A 23,307-nucleotide genomic window follows, 5' to 3' on the forward strand; every position below is an offset into this window, starting at 1 on the left:
GTGGTCCCCCGCAGGGCGGGCGCCCGCAGGGTGGCCCGGTGCCCGGTGGACGTGGTCCGCAGGGGCCGCCGCCGAATCGTCAGCAGGGGCCGCCGCCCAGTGGGATGCCGCCGCGTCGGCCGGGTCAGCCTCCGCAGCGTCCGGGTGGACCGCAGGGTGGACCGGTTCCGCAAGGCGCGCCCGGTCAGGGCAGGCCGCCGCAGGGTCGGCCGGTGCAGCCGGGTCGTCCCGGCACGCCGGCCGCCGGCGCCACGCAGAAGTTGCCGCATCCCGGCGCCCTCGACGAGTCGACTGTGCGTCCCGGTCAGCCCCGGACCGTGCGCGGCGCGAACGACGATCTGGCCCGGCCCGCCCGCGCGGGCGGCGCCGCCGCGGCCGCACGTGCCGGAGCGGGCCAACGCCCCGGTGGCCCCATCTCCGGTGAACGGCGCGCCACCGCGGGCCCGACCACCGGTGAACGTCGGGCCGCGGGCGGTACACCACCGCCGACGGGTCCGCGCAACCGCCGCGACGGCAGCGGGGGCGACGACGGCTCGGGTAGTGATGGCGCGGTGAAGAAATCGCCGTGGCGAATCGTTCGCCGCACGCTCTACGTACTGATGGCCCTGGCCATCGTCGTGCCGAGCGCGGTGTTCCTGGTCGCCTACACGGCGGTTTCGGTGCCGAAGCCGGGCGATCTGGAGACCAACCAGGTAGCGACGATCTTCGCCAGCGACGGCACCACCGAGATCAGCAAGGTGGTCCCGCCGCAGGGCAACCGCACCGAGGTCTCGATCGATCAGATCCCGCCGCACGTGCGCAATGCCGTGATCGCCGCCGAGGACCGTGACTTCTACACCAACCCCGGCTTCTCGGTCTCGGGCTTCGCCCGCGCCGCCCGCGACAACGTCCTCGGCAAGGAAAGCGCCGGTGGTGGTTCCACGATCACCCAGCAGTACGTGAAGAACGCGCTGGTCGGTGACGAGCGGTCGATGACGCGCAAGATGCACGAACTGGTGATCTCGGCCAAGATGGCGCGCCAGTGGAGCAAGGAAGACATCCTCGCCGCCTACCTGAACACGATCTACTTCGGTCGTGGCGCGTACGGCATCGACGCCGCGTCCAAGGCGTACTTCGGCAAGCCGGTGCAGGAGCTGACCGTGGCCGAGGGCGCGGTCCTGGCCGCGACGATCCAGCTGCCCTCGATGCTGGACCCGGAGAAGAACCCCGACGGCGCGCGCTCGCGCTGGAACTACGTGCTCGACGGCATGGTCGCGGAGAACAACCTGCCCGCGACGGAGCGTCAGGGGATGCAGTACCCGCAGGTGGTCACGCTGGAATCGCTGGGCGACAAGAACAACGACGGTGGTCCCGAGGGCCTGGTGAAGAACCAGGTGCTCAAGGAGCTCTCGACCGCGGGCATCAGTGAGCAGCAGCTCAACACCGAGGGTCTGCAGATCACCACCACGATCGATCAGAAGGCACAGGACGCCGCGATCAAGGCCGCGCAGGGCAAGCTCGAAGGCGAGCCGGAGAACCTGCGCACCGCCGTGGTCTCGATCGACCCGCGCACCGGCGCGGTCCGCGCCTACTACGGCGGCAGCGACGGTCAGGGCTTCGACTTCGCCAATGCCGGTCTGCCGACGGGCTCCTCGTTCAAGGCGATCGGCCTTGCCGCCAATCTCGAACAGGGCGTTCCGCTCTCGCAGCTCTACGACAGCTCGCCGATCACCGTCAACGGCATCAAGATCGGCAATGTCGAGGGCGAGGGCTGCGGTATGTGCACCATCGCCGAGGCGCTCAAGCGTTCGCTGAACACCAGCTTCTACCGAATGCAGCTGGACATGCAGAACGGTCCGCAGAAGATCGCCGATATGGGCCACAAGCTCGGTATCGCCACCGAGCTGCCCGGCATCGGCGAGACGCTGACCGAGCCCGGCGGCGTCGGCCCCAACAACGGCATCGTGCTCGGCCAGTACCAGTCGCGCCCGCTCGACATGGCCTCGGCCTACGCCACCCTCGCGGCGTCGGGCGTCTACCACGCACCGCACTTCGTGCAGAAGGTCGTCACCGCCGACGGACAGGTGCTGCTCGATCGCGGCGAGCCCGCCGGCGAGCAGCGGGTGAGCGCGGCCGTGGCCGACAACGTCACCGCGGCGATGAAGCCGATCGCGGCCTACTCGCGCAACCACAACCTGGCCGGTGGCCGCGAGTCCGCGGCCAAGACCGGTACCCACCAGCTCGGCGACACCGGCAACAACCGCGACGCCTGGATGGTCGGTTACACCCCGTCGCTGTCGACCGCGGTGTGGGTCGGCACCGAGCAGGGCGACCCGCTCAAGAACTACGGCGGCGGCAGCATCTACGGTTCCGGTCTGCCTTCCGACATCTGGAAGGCGACGATGGACGGCGCGCTGTCGGGTACGTCGAACGAGTCGTTCCCCAAGCCCGCCCCGATCAAGGGCCAGGCCGGTGTGCCGGAATGGTCGGCGCCCTACACCGCGCCGTCCACCACCGTGCCCGCGATCGTGCCGCCGGTGATCGTGCCCTCGCAGGTCGAGATCCTGCCCGGCATCCGGATTCCGGTGCCCGGGGTGCAGCAGCCCGCGGTGCCGCAGTCGCAGCAGACCCCCGCTGAGACCGGCGCGGGCCCGCTGCCCGGTCAGCCGACGGCCGGACCCGAGGGCTCGCCCGCGACGCCAGGAAACGGCAACGGCGGGTCGAACAGACCGAGCAACGGCGCCACAGGTAACGACAACGAGAGCGACGCGGGAACCACGCCGACCCGATCCCGGTAACCACCGGTAGCCTCGGATGTCGTGACCGATCAGCAACTCGCGGACCAGCCGGCGTCGAGTGGTACCCGGCTGGGCCGCGAGGGTTACGTGGCGCCCGCCCCGCTGGCGCCCGACCTGCGCTCGATCGATGCGCGGGACCGGCCCAGCCGCAACGACTCACTCACGGCGCAACTCTCCACCGTGATCGGCGGCCCGGTCGGCGATCACGCGCTGATCGGGCGGGTGCGGTTCTGGACCCCGCTGCGGGTGATGTTCGCCTTCACGGTGATCTTCCTGGCGCTGGGCTGGACTGCCAAAGCGGGCTGCATCCAGCAGACGAGCGACGGCGACGGCGGTCTGATGCTGGACTGGAACAACGGTCGCCAGTACGTGGCCATGTGCTACTCCGACACGGTGCCGCTCTACGGCGCCGAACGGCTCAACGAGGGCGCGTTCCCGTACAAGAAATCCTGGACCGAATCGACGCCCGACGGTGGCACCGAGACCAGATACATGGAGTATCCGGTGCTTTCGGGCCTGTACCAGTACGCGGCGATGCAGATCGGCAATGTCTGGGACCACCTGCCACTGCCCGGCGCGATGTCGGTGGTGGTGTATTTCAACGTTGTCGCGCTCGGCCTTTCGGTCGGCTGGTTGATCACGGTTTGGGCCTCGTCGCGATTAGCCGGGCGACGGGTGTGGGACGCCGCGTTGATCGCGGTGTCGCCGTTGGTGATCGTGCATATGTTCACGAATTTCGATGCGCTGGCAACGGCTTTCGCGGCCACCGGACTGTTGGCGTGGGCGCGGCGTAAGCCGGTGCTCGCGGGCATCCTGCTCGGACTCGGCGGGGCGGCGAAGTTGTATCCGCTGTTGCTGCTCGGACCGATCGTGGTGCTGTGCATGCGGATCGATCCGATGCAGCGTCAGCCCGCCGCGCGGGCCGCGCTGCGGTTGCGCGATGTCGACAGTCTCGAGACCGCCCGAACTTGGTTGCGTGAAACACCGGCGAGGACGCACCTTTTCGCGTTGCGTCCGCTCGGCGCGGCCACCCTCACGGTGCTCGCCGCGGCGGGCACCTGGGCCGCGGTGAACCTGCCGATCGCGGCGCTGTATCCAGAGGGTTGGCGAGAGTTCTTCCGCCTCAACACGACTCGCCACGCCGACCCCGATTCGATCTATAACGTGATCACCTCGTTCACCGGCTGGCCGGGCTTCGACGGGCAGCTCGGACACGGCGAGCCGCCGACGATCCTGAACACCGTCTCGCTGCTGGCCTTCGTCGCCGCCTGCGCGGGCATCGCCTACCTGGCCCTCACCGCGCCACGCCGCCCCCGTCTGACCCAGCTGTGCTTCCTCGTCGTCGCGGCCTTCCTGCTGACGAACAAGGTGTGGAGCCCGCAGTACTCGCTGTGGCTGGTGCCGCTGGCGGTACTCGCGCTGCCACATCGGCGAATCCTGCTGGCCTGGATGACGATCGACGCGCTGGTCTGGGTGCCGCGCATGTACTACTACCTCGGTGAGGACAACAAGGGCCTGCCCGAACAGTGGTTCACCGGCACCGTCGTCCTGCGCGACCTGGCAGTGCTCGGCCTGTGCGCCCTGATCGTCTACGAGATCCTGCGCCCACAGCACGACGTGGTCCGCCGCGATTTCGTCGACGACCCCGCCGGCGGCGTCCTCGACCGCGCCCTCGACCCGCTACTCCCCTGGCTCCCGGAATTCCTGCGCCCAAGGCAGGCCACGGTCAGCTCGCGACCGGTATCGGTTCTGAACTGACCGGAGCGGGTCCGACGAACACTCCCGCACTACATCCGTAGGTAGCGGGCCTGGAGTTCGGGTTCGGCGGGGAGCATGTCGAGGTCGAGTTCCCAGGCGTTGCCGGTCCATGGGTCGAACAGGGGGGTGCCGGGCATGGTGGGGAGGTGCCTGCACGACTGGGCGAGGAGATCTACTGGGCCGTCGCCGAATTCGCCGCTGCCGCTGCCGACGATGACCAGGGACAGGCCGATCAGGTCGCCGCGCACCATCAGTTGACCCAGGCGCACTACGTCGCTGCCCTGATAGCCGTGGGGGAAGTCGGCGGCAACGAGGATGCGGTGTTCTGTGGGGGGTACGGCTTGTCCACTGTTGTAAGCGATATCGGCGAGTTCGGCCGCGTGGGCGAGTTCGGCGAGGCGGGCGGAGATGTCGCCGTGGTCGGCGATGACCGGGCCTGCCAACAGTGGCGCGAGGGGGGCGGCGAGGGTGCGCAGGCCGCCGGTGAGGTCGATCAGGTCGACCTTGGTCGGCTTGTCGGGGATCGCGGCGACGAGGCGGGCCACCAGGGCGCCGACCACTCGTGAGGCCGCGGCGGTGGATTCGGTGTCGACCCACAGCGGCCGATTCAGCGGCACCGGAACGCAATACGGCACACGCAGGCCGCCGCGGTCGAGGGCGTAGAGCTCGCCGAGCCGGATGCCGTCGGCGCGGGCGGCGCGGGTGGTCCACGCCGGAGCGAGCCATGAGGCCAGCGCGGCGGGCATGGCGGCGTCGGCTTCGGCGATCTCTTGGCCGAGCTGGTCGCTGTCGCGACGGTGGTCGGCGTCGGCCGAGGCGACCAGGTCGTCGTGCCGACGTTGTGCTTGCGCGCGGGCCGCGTCGGCGGCGGGGGTATTGCGGGTCGCCGGGTTCGACACCGCTTCGGAGAGTTCTTGATCCAAACGCTTGGTCGCGTAGTCGCGGGCCGAGACCAGCGCGGCGGCCGAGCGGGCGGCGTCTTCGAAGATCATCCACATGCGTTGCAGCCCGTGGTCGACTTCGAGTGGAATACCCGACGCGGGAACGGGTCTCGCGACCGTCTCGGTGGGAGCGCTCGGCGGCGCGAGTGGTTGCGGCTGCCAGGCCTGGGCGGGTGCGGGCTCCGGCGCGGTCACGCCGTGCGCGGTGAGCAACTGTGCCGTGCCGCCCGCGTAACCCTGACCGAGCGCCCGCAACTTCCAGCCACCGCCACGGCGGTACACCTCGAGGCAGATCAGCGCGCTCTCGCCCGCTGTCGGAGCGATGACGAATTCAGCGGTGGGACTACCGTTTTCGTACAGCGACGCGGTCACCGCACCGAGCGTCCGCCCGCCCGCGACGAACAGCAGCACCGCGTGCGCATCGGACCTGAGCTGCGACAGCGTCAGATCCACCGCCGCCCCGGCGAAGCTCACCCCTGGCGCCGCGGGCCGCGACGCGCACACGTGATCGTGCACGTCGCGAACCCGCAGATCCTCGCCGACCACCAGCGCACCGAGTTCGACGGTGCCGGTGGTCTGCGCGGTGAAGCGCACGGAATCAGCGGTCAGAGCAGTGTTCTGCCCCGCTTTCAGGTGAATCACGGTGTCTGCCCTGCTCTGTCGCTTGGTTCAGTTGCCGCCGAGGAATCGGCCCAACTGCGGCACGGCCTCACCGGGGTGCTTGGCGTTGAAGCCCTCGCCGAGCGCCTGCATCTTCCAGTCGCCCCCTGCGCGGTACACCTTCGCCATCGCCATCGCGGTGAACGGCATGCCGCCCGCGAGGGTGTAGCGCGCCAGCTCGCCGTTGGTGGTGCCGTCGATGAGGCGGCTGAACGCGTTCTGCACCTGCTCGAAGGAATGGCCCTTGTACGAGGTGACGATGAACAGCAGCGTGGTGATGTGCGCCGGGATCCTGGTGAGGTCGACGAGGATCATCTCGTCGTCGCCGTCGCCCTCGCCGGTGAGGTTGTCACCCTGGTGGCGCACCGAACCGTCCTTCGACGACAGCTGGCCGTAGTAGGCCACGTCGACGAGGTTCTGGTCGGCGAACAGGCAGACCGAGGCGTCGAGGTCGATGTCGACGGTGCGGTTGCCGAACATTCCGCGCGTGCGCACCGGGTCCCAACCCAGACCCATCTTCACGAAGGTCAGCGCGGCGCCGCCCTCCTTGCGCAGCGTGACCCGCTGGCCCTTCTGCAGGCTGACCGGGCGATCCTTGCTCAAACTGATCTCGCCGGGCGGCTGCTGCGGCGCACCCTGCGCGGGCGGCGGGTAGCCCTGTCCGGGCGGCGGCGGGTAGCCGCCGCCGGGGGGCTGCTGGGCCGGGCCGGGCGGGGGCGGGTAGCCACCACCGGGCGGGGCATAAGCGGGCGCGGGCTGCTGCGGGTAGCCGGGCGCGGACTGCGCCGGGTACGCGGGCGGGGCCTGCTGCGGCGGGGGCGGCGGGGGCGCGGCCTGCTGCGGGGCGGCCTGGGCGGGCGAATCATCGACCTGCACACCGTGATCGGTGACCAGTGCCGCGAAACCGCCCGCGTAGCCCTGGCCGACCGCGCGGACCTTCCAGCTGCCCTGACGGCGGTACAACTCGAGCGCGATCACGATCGACTCGGCGTTCAGACCATCGATCTGGTAGCTGAACAGCTGGTTGCCCGACGCGTCGGAGACGATGGCGGTGGGCGGGGCGAAGCGGCCGAAGTTGCTGTTCGCGTCGTCGAGGGTGATCACCGCGCGGATCTGATCGATGTCGGCGGGCACCGAGGGCAGCGAAACCGCAAGCGAGGCAGGCTGACCCGCCGGGCCGGGCCGGAGATCGACACCCGGTCCACTCGGCTGGTTGTAGAAGACGAAATCAGCGTCGGTGCGGACCTTGCCCTGCTCGGTTACGAGCAGCGCGGACAGGTCGGCCGGTGCGGTGACCTGGAGCGAGATCACCACGTCACTGACGGCCACCGGGCCGTTCTGGCCCTTGGCGAGTGTTGCAGACAAGTTCGACCCTTCGCTTGTCGTTGGTGGGTGTCGACGGAACTCGCTTGCCACTCTACGAGAAACCGGGCACACACGTCCGGGCTCTTCGCCGCTCACCCACATTGTTCGGCGTCGCGGGCGGAGTTTCGCCTGATCGGTTAGGGTGACGACGCAGTCGGACGACGGCGGTTCGCCCGCCTATTCAGAGGGGACAGCGGAGCCTGTCATGGCGCAATTGTTCGAACAGTCGAAGAAGGTGATCGAGGCGCAGCTCGCGGGGACGAGCATCCGCGCGATCGCAGGCTCGATGGTGGCCTACGAAGGCAATGTGCAGTTCAAATCGGCCGGGTTCGGCGGCGGCGAGGGCGTGCTCAACGGCCTCAAGCGCCGCGCCACCGGCGAGAAACTGTCACTGATGGAATGCAACGGCAACGGTCGCGTTTTCCTCGCGGTGAACGGTCAGAACGTCACCGTGGTGAATCTCAACAACGAGACGTTGCAGGTGGAGTCGCAGCAGCTGCTGGCCTTCGCGGGCAATCTGCGCACCGATGTGCGGTTCGCCGGGGTCGGCGGGATGTCGGCGGGCAGCGGGCTGTTCACCACCACGGTCAGCGGACAGGGTCAGGTGGCGCTGCTGTCGGCCGGTGGGCCGCTGATCCACCTGGAGGTGTCGCCGCAGTATCCGCTCATCGTGGATCCCGACGCGTTCGTCGCCTCGCGCGGCAATCTCAATCAGTCGTTCGTCACCGACGTCTCCTGGCGGAGCATGGTCGGTCAGGATGCGGGCGAGGCGTTCTCGCTGCGGTTCGACGGCCAGGGTGTCGTGCTGATCCAGCCGGCGGAACGGTAGGGCAGGCGATGTTCGAGAAGGTCAACAGCAAGGTCGTCAAGGTCAACGTCGGACAGGCGGGCGGCGTCGTCGCCCGCTCCGGCGCGATGCTGTTCTACACGGGTCAGGTGGCGTTCGCGCCGCATCAGATTCCCGGCGCCGGTCAGGGCATGGGCGGTGGCGGTTTGATGCGGATGGCCGGGCAGATGATGGCCGGTGAGCACGAGCGGACCATGCTGGCGCAGGGCAACGGCGAAGTCCATTACGGATTCGCCGGGCTCGAGGTGCACGTGGTGCAGATGCAGCCGGGTGCGGTGTTGCGAGCCGAGGCGTCGCGACTGCTCGCGCAGTCGGCCGGTTTGCAGGCTTCCGTGGTGTCCGTGGCCAGTTCGGGCGGCGGCGGCGGTGGCGGCGGCGGTCTGATGGGCGCGCTGCGCGGCGCTGCCGCGGGTGTCGCGACCGGCACGGGCATGTTCACCACCCAGCTCAGCGGACAGGGTTCGGCGGCGCTGCTCGCGCACGGCGGATTCCTGGAACTGCAGGTGGGCGGACCGAATCCGATCGTTGTCGACCCACAGGCGTTCGTCGCCGCCTACGGCAATGTGCAGACCGAATTGAAGTCCGCGATGAGCTGGCGCGACGCGGTGGGTCGCGGCGCTGGCGAGGCGATGCAGCTGCATTGCCACGGACAAGGTGTGGTGTTCGTGCAGGCCTCCGAAGAGAAGTTGTGAACCGATGAGCGAAATCCTCTCACCGATGAATCTCGGTGCCAGCGACAACATTCCGGGCAACAGCTACGCCTACTGCATCGACCTGACCGGACCGTGGTTCATGCGCAAGGGCGCGATGATCGCCTACTACGGCCAGATCGAGTTCCAGATGCTCACCCACGGGTTGCAGGGCGGCCTGATGCACATGGTGAGCAGCCAGTTCTCGGCGCCGCTGTTCGCGGGTGACTACGTGGTGGCGCAGGGCCAGGGCAAGCTGATCATCGGCGACCGCGGGTACGACATCAATTCCTACGATCTCGAAGAAGGCAACCTCACCATCCGTGGTGCGAACCTGCTGGCCTTCGAGCCGGGACTGGCCCTCAAGCAGTCGATCGTGCCCGGGTTCCTCACGCTGATCGGTACCGGTAAGTTCCTCGCGTCGTCGAACGGGCCGGTGATGTTCGCCGAACCGCCGCTGCGCGTCGACCCCGAATCCCTTGTCGGCTGGGCTGATTGCCCGTCGCCGAGTCACCACTACGACCAGGGGTGGATCGGCAGCTTCCTCGCGGCGGGTGCGGCCAGGATGGGCGCCAACTCCGGCGAGGAACGTCAGTTCGATTTCACCGGCGCGGGCACTGTCCTGATCCAGTCGACCGAGAAGATCATGAGCGACAACGCGCTGGTCCGCACGATCGAGGGTCAGCTCCAGAGCGGTGTGACGGTCGGTGGTCTACAGCGCATCCAGGGTGTGATCGCCCAGCAGCTGGCTGGTCAGCAGCAGCACTACTGAGCGCTTCGAACCCGGGGCCCGTTTCGGCGCCCGGGTTCGTGCCGGTCAGCCGACCGGCACGGTGCTGCGCTGCGCCGCGGCGTGAAACCACTCGAGGATTTCCTCGCCCGCCAGGATTCCCGCCGCGGTGGTGATCGTGAGGTTGGGGGCGGTGAAGCTCAGTTCTTCGAGCTCGCCGTGGCGTGGACGGATCGCGGCGTCGGCGGCTTTCAGCATCTCCGCGTCGAGTGCGCCGTCACCAGCGGTGAACAAGGTTGCGCTGCTGGCCAATTCGCCCGCTTCGGTCAACCTCTTGCGGACCTCGGCGACGGCGAGACTCTTGCAGACGGCGTCGGGCATCGTGTAGATCTTGCGCCCCTGCTGGGACGCCGACCAGCCATTGGCGCGGCACCAGGTATCCCATTCGGCGAGAAAGCCGGTGGGCACCTGATCGGGGCGGACCACCAGGTAGCAGAACAACTCGTCGGCCTCGCGGTACTTGGTGACCCAGGAATCGTCTATGCGGGAACGTAATTCGGCGCCGACATCGGCGAGGGTAGCTCCGGACGCGTTGACCTGGTCGTCGATGGCGACGCGCCACGCGGGGTCGGGGATGCCGTCGACGAGGATGTTGCCGCCGTTGCTGGTGATGGCGTAGCGCCACGGTGCGCCGGGCAGCGTGATGCGCTGGAACTGTTCGATCGTGCGGGTGGTCGTGGGGATCACCGGGGCGATGCCCGCGAGTTCGCGCAGCGCGGCGACGGCGGCGATGGTCATGTAGGAGAGCGGTCCACCCTCGTAGTACTCGACACACTCCTTCGCAACGGTTTCGGCGCCACCGAAACCGTTGCGGGAGAAGATCATCGTGCGATCCAGATCGGTCGCGAAGAGGGACTCGGCGGTCACCGGGGTAGCTCCTTGATCAGGCCCATACAGGAATAGGCCAGGTCGGGGACCACTTCCACCGGGACATTGCGCGCCGCGGCGAGCAGGCGGATGTGGGCGTGCTCCGGTGCGTCTGCCTCGCGGACCAGCACTCGCCACGGTACCCGGCGCAAGAGCACGCGAGTGGTCTCGCCGACGCCGGGCTTTACGTAATTGACTGTGCTGATGCCGTATTCGGCGCGAACCTTCTCCACCGAGGCCCACCCGGACCAGTCGGGAGTGCGGTCGGAATCCCGGATCGCGGCGACGGCGGCCGGAACCTTGTCGCGGATCGCGTCGAAAGCCGCTGTGACGGTGTCGATCAGCTGATTCGAGACATCGGCGTCGATCAGATCGCGGTAGAACTTGGCACCGTGGAACTCGCCGGGTCCGATCAGGGTGCTGTTGAGGACCGTGCGGGAAACCAGCCCTGACACTGTTGAATTCAGGCAGGCGGAGGCGATGAGGAAGTCGTCGCGGGTGCCGTAGGTCCGCACACAATTCGCGGGATCGGCCAGGACGACGAGCTCGTCGTCGAACCGAGCGCCACCGGCAGCGTGATACGCGTCGAGCGCGGCGGTGAGCTCGTGGGTGATCGCGCCCTTGCCGGTCCAGCCGTCGACGAAGACGATCGAGGACGGATCGTGGTGGCGGGCGAGATAGTCCAGTGCCACCGCGTCGATGCCGCGGTCACGCACGATCGAGACCGCGTAGTGCGGGACGGTGAGTGGCTCGCGGCCGATACCGCTGACGAGCCACCGTCGCATCAGCACGCCGACGGGAGTGCCCGCCCTGGCCAATGAGACCACAACGATGTTCTCACCGCGTTCGGCCACAACGAGTTCGGCCACGGTCGCGACCGCCAGCGCCAACCGCTCGGCACTATCGGCCAGCACGCGGTCGAAGAGCTCGCGATATTCGGCGTCGGGCTGGAACTCCACCGGCAAGGACTCGGCGTAATGGGCAACTCCGGCCTGGATGCGCTGCTCGCGTTCGGTCACATCGGCCTCCAGATCCGCATCCGAGAGATCCTTCAGCAGCCACGAAACATCTTCGGGCGCATAGGAACCGAACTCCGGGCCGTGCAGGGCAACGGGAAGCGCGTCGTGCGACACAGAGACGGCCATCGGCTCAGCGGTCCGGTCCGCGTGCAGCGCACGGGGATCCGCGCCGGGGAGCACAGCGATCAGGACGTCGGCACCTGATGCCGTGAGGGCGTCGACCAGGCCGCCGGGAGCGACCAACTCCGGGGTGTCGGCGGGGGGATCGATGACGACCAGGAGGACGGCGTCGCCATCGGGCCACTGCGCGTTGTACAGGTAGCGCTGAGCGGTGGGATCCGGTTCCGGGGCGGTGAAGCGGAAGCCGCGGCGGAGGGGATAGCCGGGTTCGTCGAGGACGTATGCCGGTGAGCGGGTAGTGGTTTGGAAGCGGGTGGGAGTGCCCGCGTCGGCCAGTTCGGCGGCCAAGCGTAGGGGCAGGTACATGAGTTCTTCGTGGCCGATGACGATGACCGGGCGGCCGACGAACTCGGCGTCGAGGCGGGTGTTCACCTCGTCGGCGATGGATTTCAACGCGATGTCGAACGCGGCGGCATCCGAGCGCAGGATCCCGTGCCTGCCGCCCTCGGGAACGTCTGCGGGCCAGGTCAATTCGATGCGACCGTACGAACCCGATTGTGTTGCGACCGGATTCAGCTGCGGATCAGGCAGCGCCGTGACGGTGTCGATCAGCCCGGCAGGCAGCTCGGTACGACCGGACGCCAGGCAGACCGTGTCGATGCGCGCACCGAGTTGGGCTGCGGCGGCTTCGAATTTGGCCCGGTCGGCAGGTGTGCGCAGGTCGACCAGCGAGGCGAGCACGTAGTGCGAGCGGGGAGCGAAAGCGTGCAGCGCTCGCACCGCGTCGATGGCGGTGTCGCCGGTGGATATCTCGTCGTCGACCAGCACCAGCGGGAGATCGTTGGCGAAGATGGCGGCGGGCGCGGGCTGGAGCAGGTGTGAAGTGGCGTGCGAATGGCCCTCTTCGAACCCGGTGAGCGTGGTGGCTCGCGACTCGTGCCTGCGGGTGGAGTGCAGGTAGCAACCCGCGTCGATCCGCGCGGCCACGCAGTGACCCAGACCTGTTGCCGTCTCGGCGAATCCGAGCACGACGGCTTCGCGATCACCGAGCACTTCGCGCACGAGATCGCCCAGCCGATTGCCCGCGCCGATCACCACACGCGGGTCGGTCGGCAGGTGCTTGCCGAGCACGGTGGACACCAGCAGATGCGCCCGGCGCGGATTGCGGCGCAGACCCGGCTGCACCAGCGCACCGATCGACAGTGCACCCGTCAGCACGCTTTCAGCGGACAACGCGACAGACCCGCCGTCAGCCGGCACGCCCTCGGCAGACGTCTCACCCGGCAACCCATCCTCGGCCGAGCGCGCGGCGAAGGACTCGCCGTGATGCAGCTCGATGCCGAGATTCACTGTTGCCCATGGCGTTTCGAACGCACTCATTCGGCGATCATCGCTGTCAGCAAGTCCACGAAAGACACTCCCTTGTTCGCCACCCCGAACGCACGGGCCCGAACCAGCGTCTGGCGGGCCCAACTGCGGTGGGGGCGCATCTCGTTCATCTTGTTGCGGTATTCCGAGGCCGCGACGCCACCGACATCGGCGGCCATGATGTCCAGCGCGTCGGCGTACTCCTCGTGGGTCACCACCGACAGCGCGTGCACCACGGCCACGTGCGAGGGGTGGATCACCGTTTTGCCCTGGATTCCGTTGGCGCGGTCGAGAGTGATCTCGCGCAGCAGGCCGTCGAGGTCGCGGCTCACCAGGTACTGGCGGAACTTCACCGCGTCGGATTCCTCGAAGGGCGCGCTGCGCAGCTGCGGCCGGAACATCCGCTCGTGGTCGGCGAAGTACTCCCACACCGGTCCGGTGATGATGAAACCGGTGCCGTCGACGCGCCCGAGGTAGTTGACGATGTCGGCGATCACGTCGGCGACCACTCGCACGTCGTAGATCGTGAGGTCGCGGTCGCGACGGATGCCGAAGGTCGAGCACATGTCGGTGGCGCCGATCCGCACGGCCAGCAGCTGCTCACGGTGTCCGGCGAGCAGCTCGGCGATGCGGGCGAGCTGCTCGTCGCGGGTCTGGCGGTGCACCAGGTTCGCCGATTCGAGCACCGGCATCGCGTAGACCGGACGGCCGAGGCTGCGGTTGGCATCGTCGAGCGCGGCCAGGTAGGCGGGCCCGCTGACGGCGTCGAACTTGGGAAAGACGAATCCGGTGAGCACGTCGGCGCCCCGCCCGAGCGCGGCGACCAGCTCGCCGACCGAGGCCGCGTCACGCACCCGGATGAACAGCATCGGATTGGCGTCTTCGCCCCTGGCGAGCAGGTCGAGGGTGTCCACCGCGTGCTGTTTGGCGGCCTCCACCTCGTGATCTGCGACGGCGTCCTCGAGGTCGATCACCATCGAGCACACCCCGCGCGCGGCACGTCGGCGGATCGTCGCGGCGAGATCAGGGCGGGTCGCGGGCACGTAGAGGGTCGCGCCGAGCGCGGTCGCCAACAGCTCCCGGTCGTCGGGGCCCTGAATCGGCTCCGGTTCGACCAGGAACAACTCCCGTCTGCGGGGACCCTGCAACTGCTGGAAATGGCGCAGCGGTATCTGCTTACGCAAGCAAACTTCCGGTGCGATGGCGTAGCCCGCGGTCATTCCCCCCACCTCATCTGTCGACCCATTGTCATTTCTACTTTTCGGCTGCGTGTTTTCTGATCCGCTCGACTACGCCCGCGATGAACTCAGCGACGGTACCCAGTTCGGTAACATACGCCCAATAGTCCGGATGGCGACCAATAAGTCCAGCGGTGATGCGGTCGAGGCGTTCTGCTTGTGCATCGAGAACCGAGCCCCACTCGGCGACCAGTCCTCGGTCGACCGCGAGCATCTGCGCGTCCCGCAGCCGAAATCGTACGGTGCGGGCCTGAGCTTCGGGATCGGCACGTACCTCACGGAGCAATTCGAGGCGCCGGGTGACGGCGTCGACCAACTGCTCGGCCTCGGCGAGGTACTCGCGTGCGGTGGCGGTCACATCAAGGGCGGTCTCCGGATCACGATCGGCTGCCGCGACGCGCGCGCCGACCAGCGCCTCGTCGGCGGCATCCATGCCACGACGGCTTTCCCGCTCATTGTTGGTCAAGTCCGCCGAACTCGCAGCACTGAACTCACGCAACAGCGCGGAGTACGCGGGCCCGAGCGCACCGGCGCGATTACGGACCGCGGCCAGCCGGGTGGTCACCGACGCGATCGCGTTCGCGGCGGCCGAAGCGCGAGAAGGTGCCTGCGCCAACGCATTCGACAATTCCGTGGTCGCCTGTTCCACCTGTGCCGCTGCCTCGCGCGCGCCCGCGACCGCCGTGCCGGGATCGACCGAAGAGGCTGTGATCAGAGCCTCATTCAGTCTCCTTACACCCGCGGAGATCGAGGGGTAATTCGTGAATCCGGACGACGCCGCGGCGGCCAGCACCTGCTCGGCCTCGGCACGCACATGCGTCAGCAGCTGTGGCACCGACGCCCGCACGGTCGCGGCCTCGGCCAGACCGGCGCGGTTCGCGTTGTAGAACTCGTCGACCCCTCGGGCGGCGTCGTTCAGCTGCCTGACCAACGCATCGGCCCGCCCCGGACCATCGGGCACCGCGGTGCCCGCGGCCTCGGCGGCGTCGAGCTCGTCGGTGAAGCTCAGGTACGCGCCCGCCGCGGCGTAGCACCGCGCGCGCACCGGCTCCCAGACGGCGGCGATCCGGCGCTCGGGAAAGACCTGCCCACTGGCCACCACGCCCGCCTCCGCTGCCGACTGCCTGCTGTCCATATCCAGAAAGGCGGCCGACGTCGCGGCCCGCGCCCCGCTGATCCACTCATGATCCGCCCCCGATCTGAACCATCCGCGTCTGCGAGGTGTCACCGGCACATCCCCTTTCCGAACCACGCATGCGGCCCGCCCGCTCACTGCCGTCGATGGTAGGAGATTCCCCCCGTTAACCTGGGCTGCAGACGGTTCCTACGCAAGATCTGCGAAACCTATTACTGTCGTAGCGGTACCCGGCGATTCGGACATGCTGGGAAACGACACACCGGACTAACCGAAGGGATTCCCGCATGGGTGTCAGTCTGTCCAAGGGCGGCAACGTTTCGCTGACCAAAGAGGCTCCGAACCTGACCGCAGTTTCGGTCGGCCTCGGCTGGGACGTGCGCACCACCACCGGCACCGACTTCGACCTCGACGCCAGCGCCATCGCGACCGGCGCCGACAAGAAGGTCGTCTCCGACAAGCACTTCGTCTTCTTCAACAACCTGAAGTCGCCCGAAGGCGCCATCGAGCACGCAGGCGACAACACCACCGGTGAAGGCGAAGGCGACGACGAGGTCATCAACGTCGACCTCGCCAACACCCCGCCGACGATCGAGAGCATCTTCTTCCCGGTATCGATCTACGATGCCGAGACCCGCTCACAGTCGTTCGGTCAGGTGCGCAACGCCTACATTCGCGTGGTCGATCGCGCCAACGGCACCGAGCTCGCCCGCTACGACCTGTCCGAGGACGCCTCGACCGAGACCGCTATGGTCTTCGGCGAGCTGTACCGCAACGGTGCCGAATGGAAGTTCCGCGCCGTCGGTCAGGGCTACGCCTCCGGCCTGTCCGGCATCGCTCGCGACTACGGCGTCAACGTCTAGTCACCATCGCGAACAGGGGGCTCGGCACATCGGGTCCCCTGTTCGTGCGAAACAGAAAGGTCCCTCCGCGTGATAACGCGCATCTTCGGCCTGTCCATCGTCATCACGGTGGTCTCGCTGGTCGTGGCCTACCTCTACGGTGGCATGACCGCTCTCGCACTGTGCGCGATCCTCGGCATTCTCGAGGTGTCGCTGTCGTTCGACAACGCCGTCATCAACGCCACCGTCCTGGAACGGATGAGCGAATTCTGGCAGCGGATCTTCCTGACTGTCGGCGTGCTGATCGCCGTGTTCGGTATGCGTCTGATCTTCCCGCTGGCCATCGTGTGGGTCACTGCCGGACTGAGCCCGGTCGAGGCCTTCGATTTGGCGCTGAACCCGCCGGCGGACGACGCCGCCTACTTCCCCGACGGCAGCCCGAGCTACGAGACCCTGCTCACCGACGCGCACCCGCAGATCGCGGCGTTCGGTGGCATGTTCCTGGCGCTGCTGTTCCTGAACTTCATCTTCGAAGAGCGTGACACCACCTGGCTCAGCTGGCTCGAGAAGCCGCTGGCCAAGGCGGGCAAGCTCGACATGCTGTCGGTGGTCGTCGCCGGCACCGGTCTGGTGCTGGTCGCGGAGTTCCTCGCCGACGCCGACGACCGCTCGACCGTGCTGGTCTCCGGGCTGCTCGGCATGATCGTCTACATCCTGGTCGACGGACTCGGCTCGATGTTCCACACCGAGGAATTCGAAGAGGGACCACAGGGTGGCCCGTCCACGCTGGTCAAGGCGACCGGTAAGGCCGCGTTCTTCCTGTTCCTCTACCTGGAAGTGCTCGACGCGTCGTTCTCCTTCGACGGCGTCATCGGCGCGTTCGCCATCACCTCCGACCCGATCATCATCGCGCTCGGCCTCGGCCTGATCGGTGCGATGTTCGTCCGGTCGATCACGGTGTACCTGGTTCGCCAGGGCACGCTGTCGGACTACGTGTACCTCGAGCACGGCGCCCACTGGGCGATCGGCGCGCTGGCGGCGATCCTGCTCGTCTCGATCGGCGTGCACATCAACGAGCTCATCACGGGTCTGGTCGGCGTGGCGTTCATCGGCGCGGCGCTCGTCTCCAGCGTCTTGCGCAACCGCAAGTCCGAGCCCGACGCTGTGGCGGACGCCAAGGAATCCACTCCGGTCAGCTGATCCACGGCCGAAGAGTCACAGCGGCGGCGAGTCCCTTCCGGGATTCGCCGCCGCTGTCGTTCACGCGGGTTGCAGTTGGCGGCCCGGTGCTGTGCTCGGTTCGAGGCGCCTGCCACGCATCCTCGCCCGCAGAAAGAGGAAGAACAGGGTGATCAACAGGGCGGTGCGCAACCACACGCCGAACTGGACGATCCCTTCCATCAGTTCGACGCTCTCGCCCTCACCCAGCGCGGCGAAGTACCGGAACACCCCGACGCCCACCGCCGCGTCGGCCACCAGATAGGCCGCGACCAGCGACCACGGCACCTCGAGCAACACCAGGAACGGAATTATCCACAGGGTGTACTGGGGTGAATGCACCTTGTGGAAAAGCATGAAGGCGGCCAGCATCGCCGCGCTCACGCCCACCCACGGGTACGCCGAACTGGGGGTCCAGCGCCGCCAGCCAAGCCACATGGCCAGCGCGAACCCGCCGAAGATCAGGGCGGGCGAGGCGACCGCCACGGCGTCGTGCCAGGTCTGTGTCGTCTCCGCCGCGCGGCCGAACAGGAGCTGGTGACCCCAGTACCAGATCGAGTTGGTGGTGATGTCGGCCTGACGCAACTGCTGGAAGGTGATCGAGGCGCGCCAGCCCTCCACCCCGGCCAGCACGAACGGCAGGTTCACCGCCACGACCGTGCCCATCGCGGCCAGCAGGGTCTGCGCGGCGCCTGCCACATCGAGCTCGCCGATCCGGCGTCGATCGCGCGGGGCGCCCTCGGTGAGCACGAAAACCGCGAGCGGGAGCACGAAGATTCCCGGATAGAGCTTGAGACAGAAACCCAGCGCGAGCAGCACCGCGGCGATGATTCCGCGGGTGCGCACGGACAGACCGGTCAGCATCGTCATCACGTAGACCGCCGCCACCGCCGTGCACACCACCGGCAGTTCCCAGTTGTGGAAGGCGTAGAACACCAGCGGCGGGCCGATCGCCCACAGCAGCGCCGCCGGGCCGGCGATTCTGGCCAGCATCCAGGCCGTGAGCAGGGCGAACGGCGCGAGCAACAGCGCCGAATGCCACAGGAAGTCGGCGTCGTTGTCCACCCCGATGGCGCCTGCCCACATCAGCACGCCGCTGAGCACCGGGTATTCCACCGCGCCGCCGGTCAGCGCACCGTCGTCGGTGATCGCGCCGTCGACATACGGGAAGACGTGATTGTCGATATCGCGGCCGAGCCACAGGAACTGGATGTCGGAATAGCAGACATCCGAATCCTTGCGCTCCTCGAATACCAGACTGCGACCGGATTCATCGATCGCGCCGCCCGCGCACCGGGCTTTGTTGGCGTAGGCCAGCGCGAGGGTGAGCCCACACAGCAGCATCACCACGATGCTCAAGGCCGCGGCCCACGTCGCGCCGCGCCGTGCTGCGCGCTGCCGCGGGCCGACTGTGGTCATGGCGACCACATTATGCGGCGACGCCGCGATCACCGGGGTACACCCGCGGCAGGCATCGATTTCGCTGGTCACTACCCGCTCATGTAGCCTTGGCGGGTTGCTGACGCAACGAACCCTCCTGCCATGGAGAGTCCATGGCCGTTTCCTAGTCCACAGGAGGTGATTGGTCCGTGCGTCAATATGAAGTAATGGTCATCCTCGACCCGAGCCTGGACGAGCGCATCGTCGGGCAGTCCCTGGATACCCTGCTCACGGTCGTCAAGACCGAGGGCGGCAACGTCGACAAGGTCGACATCTGGGGCCGCCGCCGGCTCGCCTACGAAATCGCCAAGCAGGCCGAAGGCATTTACGCGATCGTCAACCTGACCGCGACACCGGCCACCGTGAGCGAACTCGACCGCCAGCTGGGCCTGAACGAGACGGTGCTGCGCACCAAGGTTCTGCGCAACGACAAGTAGTCCGCACCCTTCTCGAATTTGATGTCAGAGCCTAGCTTTAGGCTCGAGCGCAAATCCCGAGATGCGTGGATACTGCACCCCGAGCAGGAGGAACCCCATGGCAGGCGACACGGTCATTACCGTCATCGGAAACTTGACGGCAGACCCGGAGCTTCGTTTCACGCCCGCAGGCGCAGCGGTGGCAAATTTCACCGTCGCGTCGACTCCCCGTGTGTTCGATCGCAATTCGAACGAATGGAAAGACGGCGAGGCTCTGTTCCTGCGCTGCAATATCTGGCGTGAAGCAGCGGAGAACGTCGCCGAAAGTCTGACCCGAGGCGCTCGCGTCATCGTGAGTGGTCGGCTCAAGCAGCGCTCCTACGAAACCCGCGAGGGTGAGAAGCGCACTGTGGTCGAGCTCGAGGTCGACGAAGTCGGTCCCTCGCTGCGCTACGCGACCGCGAAGGTCTCCAAGGCCGGTCGCGGTGGCGGAGGCGGCGGTGGCGGCTTCAGTGGTGGTGGTTCCGGCAATGCCGGTGGTGGATCTAGCGCAGGCGGCTACAACGCCAACAATGGCGGCGGACGTCCGGCCGGTGGCAGCAATGCCGGTGGCGAAGACGATCCGTGGGGTAGCGCGCCCGCGGCCGGCTCCTTCGGGGGCGGCGGCCGCATGGATGACGAACCGCCGTTCTGATCGAACGGCACTCATAGTACGGAGAGAAAACCATGCCTAAAGCGCCCGCGCGCGAAAAGGTACTGAAGAAGAAGGCCTGTGCTTTCTGCAAGGAAGCAAAGTCCGGAATCGTCAATATCGATTACAAGGACACCACGCTGCTGCGTAAGTACGTCAGCGATCGCGGCAAGATCCGCGCTCGCCGCGTCACCGGCAACTGCGTGCAGCACCAGCGTGACATCGCTGTCGCCGTCAAGAACTCGCGTGAGGTGGCTCTGCTTCCTTACGTGTCGACCGCTCGCTGAGAAAGGGAGTCACACAGATGAAGCTCATCCTCACCGCTGATGTCGACAACCTCGGCGCCCCCGGCGACCTTGTCGAGGTCAAGGACGGCTACGGCCGTAACTTCCTGCTGCCCCGCGGTCTGGCCATCCAGGCCACCCGTGGCGCCCAGAAGCAGGTCGACGGAATCCGTCGCGCCCAGGACGCCCGCAAGGTGCGCGACCTGGATCACGCCAACGAGCTGAAGCAGGCCATCGAGGGCCTCGCCGCGGTTTCGCTGGCCGTGAAGACCGCCGACAGCGGCAAGCTGTTCGGTTCGGTCACCACCACCGACGTGGCTTCGGCCATCAAGGCCGCTGGTGGCCCCGTGGTCGACAAGCGCAGCATCGAGCTGCCGAAGTCGCACATCAAGGCGACCGGTAAGCACGGCATCGTGGTGCACCTGCACCCCGATGTGGTTGCGAAGTTCAACCTCGAGGTTGCTGCGAACTGAGTTCGCTGGAAACCACCCCTGTGCGTGCATAGGGGTGGTTTCTGCTTGCCTTTTTCAGGCTGTTTTTGCGATAACTGATCAGTAGCCGATGTTGCGGCCGGTGCGAGCCGTGTTACTCGGCTCACGGTCGGTAACCGCGTGACCTCCAGTTATTCACCCTGTGGATGACTGTGGAAACCGACCGGCAGATTTGTGACTCTCGTCATAGCCTGCACCATCGCTGTTTACCCAACACGCCCGGCTGTTCACCTTTACCGACACGCCGGAACTTCTTTCATCCACAGGGCCCAGGTTGGACAAACCGGGTTCTAGCAGGGCGTTTTACCGTATTGACCTGGGTTTTCCCCATGTTTTCCACAGGCGCTGCACAACAACAGGTGAACTACCCCCAAGTTATCCACAGTTGTGTGCACATGTCGGGTTGGCGAGTCCCGAAAACGTCGCCTAGGTTCGTCGCATTGCCCCGCTTGCGGCCCCCGGAATCACGCAGGCAACCGATTGCTGACATCCGTGTCGGTGTCCGGGAGTACAACGAGTACATCGATGTGTAACCCCCGGTTCTGCGGGCAGAGAGGACTCCCCTGGTGACAACCACCGGTGACCGCGCGCAAACCGAGTTCACGCCTGAGCCGCCCGGCGAGGACTTCGGCCGTCAGCCTCCGCACGACATGGCCGCTGAGCAGTCCGTCCTCGGCGGCATGCTGCTGAGCAAGGACGCCATCGCCGATGTGGTGGAGGTGCTGCGCCCCGGAGACTTCTACCGCCCCGCGCACCAGGCCGTCTACGACACCATCCTCGACCTCTACGGCCGCGGCGAACCCGCCGACCCCGTCACCGTCTCCGCGGGCCTCGACCGCCGCGGCGAACTCAAGCGCATCGGCGGCCCGCCCTACCTGGTCACCCTCACCCAGACCGTCCCCACCGCGGCCAACGCCGGCTTCTACGCCGAGATCGTCGCCGAGAAGGCCATCCTGCGCCGCCTCGTCGAAGCGGGCACCCGCATCGTCCAGTTCGGCTACGCGGGCGCCGACGGCCAGGACGTCGCCGAGGTGGTCGACCGCGCCCAAGCCGAAATCTACGAAGTCACCGAACGCCGCACCACCGAGGACTTCACCCCGCTGGAAGAACTCCTCCAGCCCACGATGGACGAGATCGACTCCATCGCCTCCCGAGGCGGCATCTCCCTCGGCGTCCCCACCGGCTTCACCGAACTCGACGAACTCACCAACGGTCTTCACCCAGGTCAGATGATTATTGTGGCCGCCAGACCTGGCGTCGGCAAATCGACCCTGGGAATGGATTTCATGCGGAGCTGCTCGATCAAGCACGGCATGGCGAGCGTCATTTTCTCGCTCGAAATGAGCCGCACCGAGATCGTGATGCGTCTGCTTTCGGCCGAGGCGAAGATCAAGCTCGGTGATATGCGGTCCGGGCGGATGAGCGATGACGACTGGACCAAGCTGGCTCGCCGGATGAGTGAGATCAGTGAGGCGCCGTTGTTCGTCGACGATTCGCCGAACTTGACCATGATGGAGATTCGGGCGAAAGCTCGGCGGCTCAAGCAGCGTCATGATCTGAAACTCGTTGTGGTGGACTACCTGCAGCTGATGAGCTCCGGTAAGAAGGTCGAATCGCGTCAGCAAGAAGTCTCGGAATTCTCGCGACACCTCAAACTGCTCGCCAAGGAACTCGAGGTTCCGGTGATCGCGATCTCGCAGCTGAACCGTGGTCCGGAACAGCGAACCGACAAGCGGCCCATGGTCTCCGACCTTCGCGAGTCCGGCTCGCTCGAGCAGGACGCCGATATGGTCATCCTGTTGCACCGCCCCGACGCCATCGAACGCGACGACCCTCGCGGCGGCGAGGCCGACCTCATCGTCGGCAAACACCGTAACGGCCCCACCGCCACGATCACCGTCGCCCACCAGCTGCACCTCAGCCGGTTCGTGGATATGGCGAGGGGCTGATCCACGCTCAGGTGGTGATGGTGGCTACGGGTTCGAGGCCGTAGGTGCGGGCGTAGCCGTTTTCGGTGCCGACGAGGAGATCGACGACCTCGAAATAGCGGTCCCAGAACGGGGTTTCGCGTAGGGCGTCGACGAGGAGTTGGTAGGCGTGGTGGTCATCGGCTTCCCATACCCAGACGTCGGTGACGCGGGCGGAGTAGAACTCGGTGTCGTAGAAGCGTGACCGTACGCCGGTGGTCTTTGCCTCGATAGCGGGTAGGACCTGGGTGGTGAAGGCGTTCACGCGTTCCCGGACGGTCAGTGCGAGCCATTCGGGTGTCGTCTTGACGAGCATGAACGCGGTGACCGGTGGTTCGGTTTTCCGAGCGGGCATCGGGGTGTCTCCCAAGGTGTCGGTAGGTC

Annotated in this window: 20 protein-coding genes; 12 read left to right on the forward strand and 8 right to left on the reverse strand. The window is 67.1% G+C overall.

Translation table 11 applies throughout. The features are described from left to right. Positions 1 to 599 precede the first annotated feature (599 nt). Positions 600 to 2,777, forward strand: a complete 2,178-nt coding sequence (locus ASD42_RS31810) for a transglycosylase domain-containing protein (protein WP_082844403.1) — start codon at positions 600 to 602, stop codon at positions 2,775 to 2,777. A gap of 21 nt (positions 2,778 to 2,798) precedes the next feature. Next, on the forward strand, positions 2,799 to 4,535 hold the full coding sequence (locus ASD42_RS31815; protein ID WP_063893788.1) for a glycosyltransferase family 87 protein: 1,737 nt from the start codon (positions 2,799 to 2,801) through the stop codon (positions 4,533 to 4,535). Between the two features lie 29 nt (positions 4,536 to 4,564). Here the strand turns inward: ASD42_RS31815 and ASD42_RS31820 are convergent, their stop codons facing one another. After that, complete coding sequence (locus ASD42_RS31820; RefSeq protein WP_056823902.1) at positions 4,565 to 6,118, reverse strand: TerD family protein; 1,554 nt, start codon at positions 6,116 to 6,118, stop codon at positions 4,565 to 4,567. 27 nt (positions 6,119 to 6,145) lie between these two features. Further along, complete coding sequence (locus ASD42_RS31825; protein ID WP_056823905.1) at positions 6,146 to 7,501, reverse strand: TerD family protein; 1,356 nt, start codon at positions 7,499 to 7,501, stop codon at positions 6,146 to 6,148. Between the two features lie 205 nt (positions 7,502 to 7,706). Between ASD42_RS31825 and ASD42_RS31830 the strand changes: the two genes are divergently transcribed. From ASD42_RS31830 to ASD42_RS31840, 3 genes are read left to right on the forward strand one after another with little or no spacing between them, the layout of a single operon-like run. Next, positions 7,707 to 8,330 carry an AIM24 family protein gene (locus ASD42_RS31830; protein WP_056823909.1) on the forward strand — a complete coding sequence of 208 codons (624 nt, stop codon included), beginning with the start codon at positions 7,707 to 7,709 and terminating at the stop codon, positions 8,328 to 8,330. Between the two features lie 8 nt (positions 8,331 to 8,338). Continuing rightward, entirely contained in the window at positions 8,339 to 9,040 is a 702-nt protein-coding gene (locus ASD42_RS31835) for an AIM24 family protein (RefSeq protein ID WP_056823912.1), read from the forward strand. 4 nt (positions 9,041 to 9,044) lie between these two features. Further along, positions 9,045 to 9,809, forward strand: coding sequence for an AIM24 family protein (locus ASD42_RS31840; RefSeq protein WP_056823915.1), 765 nt, complete (start codon positions 9,045 to 9,047; stop codon positions 9,807 to 9,809). 45 nt (positions 9,810 to 9,854) lie between these two features. Here ASD42_RS31840 and ASD42_RS31845 read toward each other — a convergent pair whose 3' ends face one another. The 4 genes from ASD42_RS31845 to ASD42_RS31860 are packed head-to-tail and all read right to left on the reverse strand — an operon-like array spanning position 9,855 to position 15,574. After that, positions 9,855 to 10,652, reverse strand: coding sequence for a hypothetical protein (locus ASD42_RS31845; protein WP_056824213.1), 798 nt, complete (start codon positions 10,650 to 10,652; stop codon positions 9,855 to 9,857). A gap of 38 nt (positions 10,653 to 10,690) precedes the next feature. Further along, positions 10,691 to 13,213, reverse strand: a complete 2,523-nt coding sequence (locus ASD42_RS31850) for a phosphoribosyltransferase (RefSeq protein ID WP_084465868.1) — start codon at positions 13,211 to 13,213, stop codon at positions 10,691 to 10,693. Continuing rightward, positions 13,210 to 14,421, reverse strand: a complete 1,212-nt coding sequence (locus tag ASD42_RS31855; RefSeq protein ID WP_082844328.1) for an HpcH/HpaI aldolase/citrate lyase family protein — start codon at positions 14,419 to 14,421, stop codon at positions 13,210 to 13,212. The genes ASD42_RS31850 and ASD42_RS31855 overlap by 4 nt, the downstream gene beginning before the upstream one ends. Positions 14,422 to 14,455: 34 nt before the next feature. Then, the gene (locus ASD42_RS31860) at positions 14,456 to 15,574 is read right to left on the reverse strand and encodes a hypothetical protein (protein ID WP_056823917.1); all 1,119 of its coding nucleotides are present in this window, start codon (positions 15,572 to 15,574) and stop codon (positions 14,456 to 14,458) included. 287 nt (positions 15,575 to 15,861) lie between these two features. On the opposite strand from ASD42_RS31860, the gene ASD42_RS31865 reads away from it, so the two are divergent. Then, complete coding sequence (locus ASD42_RS31865; RefSeq protein WP_056823921.1) at positions 15,862 to 16,437, forward strand: TerD family protein; 576 nt, start codon at positions 15,862 to 15,864, stop codon at positions 16,435 to 16,437. A gap of 69 nt (positions 16,438 to 16,506) precedes the next feature. Next, on the forward strand, positions 16,507 to 17,616 hold the full coding sequence (locus tag ASD42_RS31870) for a DUF475 domain-containing protein (RefSeq protein WP_056823923.1): 1,110 nt from the start codon (positions 16,507 to 16,509) through the stop codon (positions 17,614 to 17,616). Positions 17,617 to 17,676: 60 nt separating this feature from the next. Here ASD42_RS31870 and ASD42_RS31875 read toward each other — a convergent pair whose 3' ends face one another. Continuing rightward, the gene (locus tag ASD42_RS31875; protein WP_056824221.1) at positions 17,677 to 19,053 is read right to left on the reverse strand and encodes a DUF2029 domain-containing protein; all 1,377 of its coding nucleotides are present in this window, start codon (positions 19,051 to 19,053) and stop codon (positions 17,677 to 17,679) included. 170 nt (positions 19,054 to 19,223) lie between these two features. On the opposite strand from ASD42_RS31875, the gene rpsF reads away from it, so the two are divergent. From rpsF to dnaB, 5 genes are all read left to right on the forward strand, one after another. Further along, a complete protein-coding gene (gene rpsF, locus ASD42_RS31880) occupies positions 19,224 to 19,511 on the forward strand; it encodes a 30S ribosomal protein S6 (protein ID WP_056823926.1) in 288 nt (95 codons plus the stop codon). A gap of 97 nt (positions 19,512 to 19,608) precedes the next feature. Continuing rightward, complete coding sequence (locus tag ASD42_RS31885; RefSeq protein ID WP_056823931.1) at positions 19,609 to 20,184, forward strand: single-stranded DNA-binding protein; 576 nt, start codon at positions 19,609 to 19,611, stop codon at positions 20,182 to 20,184. A 32-nt stretch (positions 20,185 to 20,216) separates the two neighbouring features. Then, positions 20,217 to 20,468, forward strand: coding sequence for a 30S ribosomal protein S18 (gene rpsR / locus ASD42_RS31890; RefSeq protein ID WP_056823934.1), 252 nt, complete (start codon positions 20,217 to 20,219; stop codon positions 20,466 to 20,468). 17 nt (positions 20,469 to 20,485) lie between these two features. Next, on the forward strand, positions 20,486 to 20,938 hold the full coding sequence (gene rplI, locus ASD42_RS31895) for a 50S ribosomal protein L9 (protein ID WP_056823936.1): 453 nt from the start codon (positions 20,486 to 20,488) through the stop codon (positions 20,936 to 20,938). 584 nt (positions 20,939 to 21,522) lie between these two features. Continuing rightward, a complete protein-coding gene (gene dnaB / locus ASD42_RS31900) occupies positions 21,523 to 22,905 on the forward strand; it encodes a replicative DNA helicase (RefSeq protein WP_174552012.1) in 1,383 nt (460 codons plus the stop codon). A 7-nt stretch (positions 22,906 to 22,912) separates the two neighbouring features. On the opposite strand, the gene ASD42_RS31905 is transcribed toward dnaB, so the two are convergent. Beyond that, complete coding sequence (locus ASD42_RS31905; RefSeq protein WP_056823939.1) at positions 22,913 to 23,278, reverse strand: darcynin family protein; 366 nt, start codon at positions 23,276 to 23,278, stop codon at positions 22,913 to 22,915. Positions 23,279 to 23,307: the final 29 nt, after the last annotated feature.

Source organism: Nocardia sp. Root136 (assembly GCF_001427185.1).
Lineage (GTDB): Bacteria > Actinomycetota > Actinomycetes > Mycobacteriales > Mycobacteriaceae > Nocardia > Nocardia salmonicida.

What these genes read in the sequence shown, in the direction of transcription:
- ASD42_RS31905 (WP_056823939.1), bottom strand. Translation starts at nt 23,278, where the DNA reads ATGCCCGCTCGGAAAACCGAACCACCGGTCACCGCGTTCATGCTCGTC.
- ASD42_RS31865 (WP_056823921.1), top strand. Translation starts at nt 15,862, where the DNA reads ATGGGTGTCAGTCTGTCCAAGGGCGGCAACGTTTCGCTGACCAAAGAG.
- ASD42_RS31845 (WP_056824213.1), bottom strand. Translation starts at nt 10,652, where the DNA reads ATGATCTTCTCCCGCAACGGTTTCGGTGGCGCCGAAACCGTTGCGAAG.
- ASD42_RS31840 (WP_056823915.1), top strand. Translation starts at nt 9,045, where the DNA reads ATGAGCGAAATCCTCTCACCGATGAATCTCGGTGCCAGCGACAACATT.
- ASD42_RS31850 (WP_084465868.1), bottom strand. Translation starts at nt 13,213, where the DNA reads ATGAGTGCGTTCGAAACGCCATGGGCAACAGTGAATCTCGGCATCGAG.
- ASD42_RS31860 (WP_056823917.1), bottom strand. Translation starts at nt 15,574, where the DNA reads ATGGACAGCAGGCAGTCGGCAGCGGAGGCGGGCGTGGTGGCCAGTGGG.
- ASD42_RS31885 (WP_056823931.1), top strand. Translation starts at nt 19,609, where the DNA reads ATGGCAGGCGACACGGTCATTACCGTCATCGGAAACTTGACGGCAGAC.
- ASD42_RS31855 (WP_082844328.1), bottom strand. Translation starts at nt 14,421, where the DNA reads ATGACCGCGGGCTACGCCATCGCACCGGAAGTTTGCTTGCGTAAGCAG.
- ASD42_RS31830 (WP_056823909.1), top strand. Translation starts at nt 7,707, where the DNA reads ATGGCGCAATTGTTCGAACAGTCGAAGAAGGTGATCGAGGCGCAGCTC.
- rplI (WP_056823936.1), top strand. Translation starts at nt 20,486, where the DNA reads ATGAAGCTCATCCTCACCGCTGATGTCGACAACCTCGGCGCCCCCGGC.
- rpsR (WP_056823934.1), top strand. Translation starts at nt 20,217, where the DNA reads ATGCCTAAAGCGCCCGCGCGCGAAAAGGTACTGAAGAAGAAGGCCTGT.
- ASD42_RS31810 (WP_082844403.1), top strand. Translation starts at nt 600, where the DNA reads ATGGCCCTGGCCATCGTCGTGCCGAGCGCGGTGTTCCTGGTCGCCTAC.
- ASD42_RS31875 (WP_056824221.1), bottom strand. Translation starts at nt 19,053, where the DNA reads ATGACCACAGTCGGCCCGCGGCAGCGCGCAGCACGGCGCGGCGCGACG.
- ASD42_RS31835 (WP_056823912.1), top strand. Translation starts at nt 8,339, where the DNA reads ATGTTCGAGAAGGTCAACAGCAAGGTCGTCAAGGTCAACGTCGGACAG.